Genomic DNA, 7,221 nt, shown 5'->3' on the forward strand with positions numbered 1-7,221 from the left:
TTTTATCGTCGATTACGTTCTCGATTGGGTGCCCCTAAAGCCAACACAGCCACCGCGCATAAAATTTCTCAAATATTTTATAAGCAGTGGGTAACTGGTGGCAATTATACTGACCCTGGTATGGATTACTATGAGCAGAAATATCACGAGCAAATTCTCCAACATCTAACACATCTGTTCCAGCCCCCGCTACATAAGCTTTCTGGCTAGTGTTTCTTGAAAGAGGCTCCGCCAACGATTTACTGAGTAGCTGTTGCGCTAAACTGAGACTGGCATTCGATCGCATCCTTGATGTTTCCACAGCAAATAATCCAAGAACTCCTCAGTGTTGCCCACGTTCAAGCTATTCTCCCAAGGGAGAGGCTATGCCAACGCCGCCAGAGCTGGAGTCAGCATTTCCAACTTCGACAAAGATTTTGGCATCGATGGCACCTTTTTTGCAAATCACCACGATCGGCAATCGGCGGTTCACCAGCGGGTATGCCCTAGATTTTCAGCTTAAATCCTCAACAGTCCTCAATTACTCAGAGAAGCTAAATTATCAGTCAATGATATGGCAACTTATTTAACCGAACATGGTTGGAAGCAAGTACCAAATCAAAACCAACGAGTAACTATTTTTCAAGGAATCAACGATGATTTTGGCAATCCGTTGGCGCAGCCTCTCGGAACGAGAATCGTGTTGACATTGCCCCGAAATGATAATTTTGGCGATGCCCTTCGTCGTCTTTCGGAAGCAGTTAACTTAGTAGCTTTTCTTGAAAATCGCTCTCCTGAAAGCTTAATGGTGGATATTCGCGATCGATTCTCTAGGGGAAAGGCTGTGCCAACGGTAAAAGTGGTTGATTCATCTAATCCCTAGTATCTTTTACTGCCATCTCGCATCCCCTAAACAGATCCAACTCATCTGGTTCACCACCACCAATAATATTCCCGATGCCCTCCCTAGAAAACCCCCGTGCAATTTTCATAAATTGAAACATCATTCCCGATCGATCTCTAAGAATCATAGCTGACGATCTAATTTGATTTTATAACCTTCTAAACATCGAAATTTATCACATTCTTACTATCTTGGATATATTGTTTCGGCGTAACGCAAACCAGCCGCTTGAAGTGGGAGCTAAAGTGACTTTGACTGACAAATCCAGTTTTAAGAGCGACACTCTCGATCGAGTGCTCTTTTCTGAGTAACCGTTTTGCCTGGATAATTCGCATTTGAATTTGATAAGCGTGGGGCGGCATCCCAAAGGTTTTGCTAAAAGATCGATTGAGATGAAATGGACTCAAGTTCGCAAGCTGAGACAACTGCTCTAATGATATTTCTCGATCGGCATGTTCTTCTAAATAATCTCGAACGCGATGGACAGGCTGAATCTCTATGCCTAATTTGTCGAGATCTGGTGGATTTTCGGCATAGCGCAGAATCAATTGTGCTAATAGATCCAAGGTTAATGTCTGTTGTTCGAGCATAGATGTGGAACGTTCTATGGCTTGATGAACTCGAATAAATTGGGTATTAAAGTCACGATCGCGAACGATTGGTATCGGGAAAAGTGGCAGTTCGATATCTCGTCCAGCAACGTCTGTAGCCACTTGCTGGAGCAAATTCATACTTATCCTTAGCCCTCGAAAAGTGCAATCTCGCTCGCTTTTAGAATCAGCCTGATGTGCTTCTCCTGGCTGTGTCACCACCAAGGTATCTGGTGGCACGTTATGAATCGCACCTCGGTAGTTAAACTCCCAGCCATCGCCCTGCTTGATGTTCAGTTCTAGTTCTTCATGAAAATGGAGGGGCGAGGAATAGTTTTGATGAACGCCATGTATTAATTCAATCGATTTTAGGTATTGCGATCGCCAAACTTTAGTTCGTGGCAGATTTGCTTGCATAGTTAGATTTCCTGGCTGCTGGAGTTGGGCAAATGAGTTTGAGCACCTATCCTTGTAGCGAAGCTAGCAGACTAAATCTGGACGAATGATTTACAGCTATTAGATACTTACTATCCACTGTACTGTTCAATCAGAAACCTAAGTTGATTTTTCTAAATATCTACCGATAGGCAGACATTAATTGACTGAAATATTCTGTAAAATCAATCTATCGATAGATTGATTGATTTGTATATTTAGTATGAACAAAACAGAACGGGAAAAGATGCTGGCACACGAGCCATACATCGGTATCTCCGATCCAGAACTAATTAGGATGATGGCAGCAGCTCAGAAGTTGCTACATACTTTTAATTTTTCGCATCCCAATGACATCGAAACCCGCCGCCAGATCGTCCGAAATTTATTTGGCTCGGTCGGTGAAGTTTTTGAGGTCAAACCACCTTTCATGTGTGATTATGGCTGTCATATTTATGCCCAAGAAAATTTGTATATTAATTACGATTGCATCATTTTAGATTGCAACGAAGTTCACTTTGGGAAGAATGTACTGCTTGCTCCTAGAGTGCAAATTTACACCGCATATCATCCCCTCGATCCCGACATTAGAAGATCTGGACTGGAGATGGCTGCACCGATTGTCATCGGTGATGATGTCTGGATTGGGGGTGGCGCGATTATTTGTCCGGGTGTCACTATTGGGAATAACACCACTATTGGCGCAGGTAGCATTGTCACCAGAGATATTCCTGCCAACGTTGTAGCTGTCGGCAATCCGTGTCGAGTCATTAAGTCGATTACATGATAATTTTTGGATAAATCGGTAGTGTGAAGAGCGCAATCATCGTATTATCTACGGTAGAAATTCAATGATACTAACCAAGATCGGAAGATGGAATGTCACCTGATGAATCGCTGGTCAAATTTTTGCTGTAAGCAATAACAGCAAATCCAGTCAGATACATAAATAAACTATAAATAGCCGCTGGAATTGCCATTTCTGCATCCTTTAAGATGCCAGCAGTAATCGCGATCGCCAGTGTCCCATTTTGAATCCCGACTTCGATCGCGATACAGATTTGTTGGGCAATATTCAGGTTGAGCATTTTACTAATTGCATATCCGGCTGCCATACCGAGGATATTTAGTAACATTACACCCAAGCCAGCCTGCACGATAAAACTAGGTAATTTACTCCATTCTTTAGCAACTAGGAGAATAATAATTAGAACTAAAAAGCCAACCGCCAACTTATTGGTAACTTTCTCTAACCGTCGCGCAATTTCAGGAAATTGATGCTGGATATACATCCCTAACGCGATCGGAATAACTGTAATTACAAAGATTTGTCCCATCGTCGCCCCAATTGGTAGGGAAACGATTGCGTTTGTGCCGAGAAAAGAATTTACCGCCAGACTAGCAAATAGGGGAATTGTAAAGATCGTAATCATACTGCTAAACACCGTCAAGGTGACAGCCAATGCCACATCCCCACCAGCTAAATAGGTAATCATGTTCGATGATGGCCCGCACGGACAGAGGGCGAGAATGATTAACCCTACCGCGATCGCTGGTGGCATCGGAATAACTTTGACGATCGCCAAGGCAATAATTGGTAAGATAACTAACTGACCGATTAAGCCGATCGTCACAGCTTTTGGATATTTAAAAATCCGCAGAAAATCATCACTTTTGAGTGATAATCCCAGCCCCAGCATAATTATTGCCAAGGCGATCGGTAAAACTAGCGTTGTTAGAATACTGTCTTGCATGTACGTATAGTCTTGTTATCTAAATAATACAATCGGTGAAATCTAACTTTGACTAGTATTAGTAAAATTAGTTCCATCTCCAATAATATTAAATTGCGATCCAATTTTATCACTACTAAACATCCCAATCCTGTCACCACTTGAATTTTGGCGATCGGGTCTTGGGATAGTGATTCTGGTATCATCGCTCGTTGGCAGCTTTCGTCTGTTCAATCATCTCTTGGATTGTTTCAGTTTCACCAATTTCATAAAGAACGATCCTCTTGCAGAGGGGCTGTGCCAACGAATCATTCTCAATAGTAAAAATTTGCTTAACTGTCATATCCGCAAGCAGATTACCTTGCAAATCTTTGACGATTTGATGAACGGTAACGAAATTGCGATTCTTCTCATCTGTCTCAAACTTTAAGGTTTCAAGCTGCACTTGAATATTCTTAAATTGATTAGTCCAGTATTCTCGCACCGCGTCGCGTCCATAGACGAAACCGCCTTCTAACCCGTTTGCCCATTTCACATCTGGGTGCATCACCGAGATGATTGTTTCAATCTCACGTTTGTTAAAAGCATCATATAAATTTTGTAGAAGCTGTCGATCTGAACTCATAGTTAATACTCCAGGTAATTTTTGGTGCAACCAGTAATGCCAGTTGGTTTGATAGTTCAGGAATTCTAAAGATCGAGGTAATCCATCTTTTGAAGTAGAAGCGGCTATCTGTAAAGGATGTGAGATCGCTGTCGGAGCTGTGAATTGAGAGTCAATCTCCCGACCCATCAAGCGATTGGGGAGTGTCAGCCCAAATACAGGAATCGACGCAGCATCTATAGTTCTATGCCGAAGTCGGACTTGGGTGCCGCCTGCTGCTGGAACTAGTGTCCAGCTCACTCGTGACGCTGGACCCCAGGGACGCTCTTTCCAGCTATAAACTAGGCGTTTTGGTGCTTCCACTTCTAGCACTTGGCAGTAAATGGTGACTTTTAACCCTGGTAGCGGACAACTTTGAAACTGAAACTGATGCCCCAAGCAAGCTTCAAAATCATTGTCCATCATCCAGACACTCAACGCACGGCGATCGGTCAGTGCCTGCCAAACGCGCTCTGGTGGGTGGGGATAAAATGTTTCCAGCTCCATCTCCTGGCTCACGCTCGTTCCTCCAGATACTCCCCTAAAGCATCCAGTTTTGCCGTCCAAAACTGTTCGTACTGGCCGATCCACTCTGATACTGGCTTGAGGGATGCTGGATTGAGTCGGTAGATGCGCTGTCGTCCCCTGCGGTGCTGGATCACTAATCCCGCTGCGGTTAAGATTTGCAAGTGCTGAGAAATAGCAGGTAAAGACATTGCGAATGGTTCCGCAAGGTGCTTGACGGGCTGCTCGCCATGCTGCAACCGATCGAGAATCGCCCGACGAGTGGGATCGGCGATCGCTTGAAAAATGTCGGTACTGGCAGTCGATCGACTCATAAAGATAATTAAGCAAATGCTTAACTAAACAATACTTTAGCATTTGCTTAATTGTCAAGCGATGCTTCAGCCTGATATATCGAATTAACTAACACCAACGAATTGTCAATTTAGATAGATTATCCTGTTAGGTAATTTGACGATTAAATCCGAATGAGTGATGCGATTAAAACCTATGATTCGATGTCCGAACTTTATGCTTCTTTTGGCGGCAAGTTAGAGCAAGACGTTGATTTTACGATTCATCTGAATGAGGAGCTGTTTCCCAACTTTCCAGTTAAGTCTCCACTATTTCGGACAAGCTTCTATACAGTTTTAATTTTGCATGAAGGGCGAGGTCGCTACCTGATTGACGATCGATCCTATGTGACGCGCGGCAACATCATTTATTTTACCAATCCAGGTCATCTGAAGGGATTCGAGGTTGATGAAACATTAAAAGGCTATATCATTACCTTCTCAGAATCATTCCTGAAGCAATATGTTCGTGAAAATATTTTAGATGAATTTCCATTCCTAATTGCTGAAGTTGTGCCGCCGAACTATCCCGATCGCGAAATTTTCCAAATTTTTGATGATTTAGGCGGGATGTTGTTGCAGGAATATCAGTCGGATTCGGCTTATAAACATAAAACGATCGGCTGTTTAATGGTGGTGTTGCTACTCAAAATTAAAGAGCGATTTTGGAAGGCATACGATCCACTGACTGAAGCTTTAACTAGCTCTAACATCACACTGACATTTCAGCGCAATCTAGAAGCGCACTTTCGCGATCTACTTACTGGTAAATGCGATCGCTTGCTGCAAGTACAGGACTACGCTCAGGCACAGTATTTACATCCCAACTATTTCAGCACTGTAATTAAATACAAAACAGGTAAATCAGCAAAGAATTACTGCACAGCCAACCCGATCGACAATCGACATTGGAGAATAAGACATGAATATGAAGCGATTAGCACGCAGCTCCGCTGCGTCGCAACCGCCGCGTCGGTTGCATCCATTCATTCTGTTTGCGGCATTTCTCAGCACGTTTTATATCGGACTCATTGGCCCGATCTTGCCAGCTTTAGTCGAGCAGTATGGTGGCAATGCCTTGACTATCGGGCTGTTATTTTCGAGCTATTCTTTCGCACAATTCCTCAGTGCGCCGATCCTGGGAGCCATCAGCGATCGCTATGGGCGACGAGTGGTGATGCTGGTGAGCCTGTGCGGTGCAATCCTGGGCTTTGCGATGTTTGCGATTATCTCCGATAGGCTACGCCAACGGTGGAGCATTGTGGGTCTTGTTTGTAGGCTGGATGATTGTAGGCGTGTGTGAGTGTTGGATTGGCACCGCTTTTTCTTATGTTGCAGACACAACCCAACCTAGCGATCGCACTCGCTACTTTGCTTTTCTGACTGCTGCCATTGGTTCGGGGTTTATTGTGGGGCCAGCCACGAGTGGTTTTGTCTCACGGATTAACACTGTTGCGCCGCTCTATGTGTTAATCGGGCTGCTCGTGGTTGCGGTCATCTGGGGCTATTTCTCGATGCCAGAGAGTTTGCCACCCGCACAACGATCAACAGAACTTCCCCTCAGTCAACTGAATCCGCTGACTCAAACGCGGGACATCTTGCAATTTCCGCAAAACCGCTTGCTACTGCTGAGTTATCTGCTGTTCTGGTCGATCGTGATTCTGCCTTCGACTAACTTACCGAGCTTGGTTGCCGATCGACTCAACTGGACACCAGAGCAAATTTCTCCTCTATTAGTATCTTTTGGGGTCACTGTTGTCTTAATGCAGCTATTCGTCTTACCGCTGTTACTGCGACGTTTTCAAGAAATTCATCTGGCAATTGTGGGTGGATCGATCGCCGGATTTGGCTTCTTTCTCATCGGTCTATTTCCAATTACAGGTAGTGTCCAACTGCTATATGCCGGAATGGCGGTCTATAGTCTGGGACAACCGCTCGTCCAAACCTGCCTCACCGGAGCGATGTCCAAAAGCATGGGCGCGGATGTTCAAGGGCGGGTGCAGGGCAGTATTGCGGCGGTGATGGCACTAGCGCAGGTAATCGGGCCGCTGTGGGCAGGTTGGCTCTACGAATCCGTGAG

At 44.5% G+C, this 7,221-nt stretch carries 9 protein-coding genes and 2 pseudogenes; 7 read left to right on the forward strand and 4 right to left on the reverse strand.

Going from position 1 to position 7,221, the window contains the following annotated elements; genetic code table 11:
* The 3 genes and pseudogenes from RMO79_RS21340 to RMO79_RS21350 all read left to right on the forward strand — a co-directional run.
* A pseudogene (locus RMO79_RS21340) lies at positions 1-210 on the forward strand (IS110 family transposase); the annotation flags it as partial.
* 115 nt (positions 211-325) lie between these two features.
* Entirely contained in the window at positions 326-502 is a 177-nt protein-coding gene (locus RMO79_RS21345) for a hypothetical protein (RefSeq protein ID WP_310485278.1), read from the forward strand.
* A 51-nt stretch (positions 503-553) separates the two neighbouring features.
* Positions 554-862 (forward strand): hypothetical protein, encoded by a 309-nt coding sequence (locus tag RMO79_RS21350; RefSeq protein WP_310485279.1) that lies wholly within the window; start codon positions 554-556, stop codon positions 860-862.
* 179 nt (positions 863-1,041) lie between these two features.
* On the opposite strand, the gene RMO79_RS21355 is transcribed toward RMO79_RS21350, so the two are convergent.
* A complete protein-coding gene (locus tag RMO79_RS21355) occupies positions 1,042-1,890 on the reverse strand; it encodes an AraC family transcriptional regulator (protein ID WP_310485280.1) in 849 nt (282 codons plus the stop codon).
* A 241-nt stretch (positions 1,891-2,131) separates the two neighbouring features.
* Between RMO79_RS21355 and RMO79_RS21360 the strand changes: the two genes are divergently transcribed.
* Positions 2,132-2,695: a sugar O-acetyltransferase gene (locus tag RMO79_RS21360; RefSeq protein WP_310485281.1), complete on the forward strand. Its 564-nt coding sequence runs from the start codon at positions 2,132-2,134 to the stop codon at positions 2,693-2,695.
* Positions 2,696-2,765: 70 nt separating this feature from the next.
* Here the strand turns inward: RMO79_RS21360 and RMO79_RS21365 are convergent, their stop codons facing one another.
* From RMO79_RS21365 to RMO79_RS21375, 3 genes are all read right to left on the reverse strand, one after another.
* Positions 2,766-3,662, reverse strand: a complete 897-nt coding sequence (locus tag RMO79_RS21365; RefSeq protein WP_310485282.1) for a bile acid:sodium symporter family protein — start codon at positions 3,660-3,662, stop codon at positions 2,766-2,768.
* 181 nt (positions 3,663-3,843) lie between these two features.
* Positions 3,844-4,803 carry an SRPBCC domain-containing protein gene (locus RMO79_RS21370; RefSeq protein WP_310485283.1) on the reverse strand — a complete coding sequence of 320 codons (960 nt, stop codon included), beginning with the start codon at positions 4,801-4,803 and terminating at the stop codon, positions 3,844-3,846.
* Positions 4,800-5,123 carry a metalloregulator ArsR/SmtB family transcription factor gene (locus RMO79_RS21375; protein WP_310485284.1) on the reverse strand — a complete coding sequence of 108 codons (324 nt, stop codon included), beginning with the start codon at positions 5,121-5,123 and terminating at the stop codon, positions 4,800-4,802. Before RMO79_RS21375 ends, RMO79_RS21370 begins: the two co-directional genes overlap by 4 nt.
* 183 nt (positions 5,124-5,306) lie before the next feature.
* On the opposite strand from RMO79_RS21375, the pseudogene RMO79_RS24670 reads away from it, so the two are divergent.
* From RMO79_RS24670 to RMO79_RS21385, 3 genes and pseudogenes are all read left to right on the forward strand, one after another.
* Positions 5,307-5,645, forward strand: a pseudogene (locus tag RMO79_RS24670) (AraC family ligand binding domain-containing protein); the annotation flags it as partial.
* Between the two features lie 424 nt (positions 5,646-6,069).
* Entirely contained in the window at positions 6,070-6,444 is a 375-nt protein-coding gene (locus RMO79_RS24675; RefSeq protein ID WP_396136651.1) for an MFS transporter, read from the forward strand.
* Positions 6,362-7,221: MFS transporter (locus RMO79_RS21385; protein ID WP_310485286.1), on the forward strand; the 860-nt coding region annotated here is incomplete at its 3' end. The genes RMO79_RS24675 and RMO79_RS21385, both read left to right, overlap by 83 nt.

Origin of the sequence: Chamaesiphon sp. VAR_48_metabat_403 (genome assembly GCF_031422475.1) — a bacterium.
Taxonomy (GTDB): domain Bacteria; phylum Cyanobacteriota; class Cyanobacteriia; order Cyanobacteriales; family Chamaesiphonaceae; genus Chamaesiphon.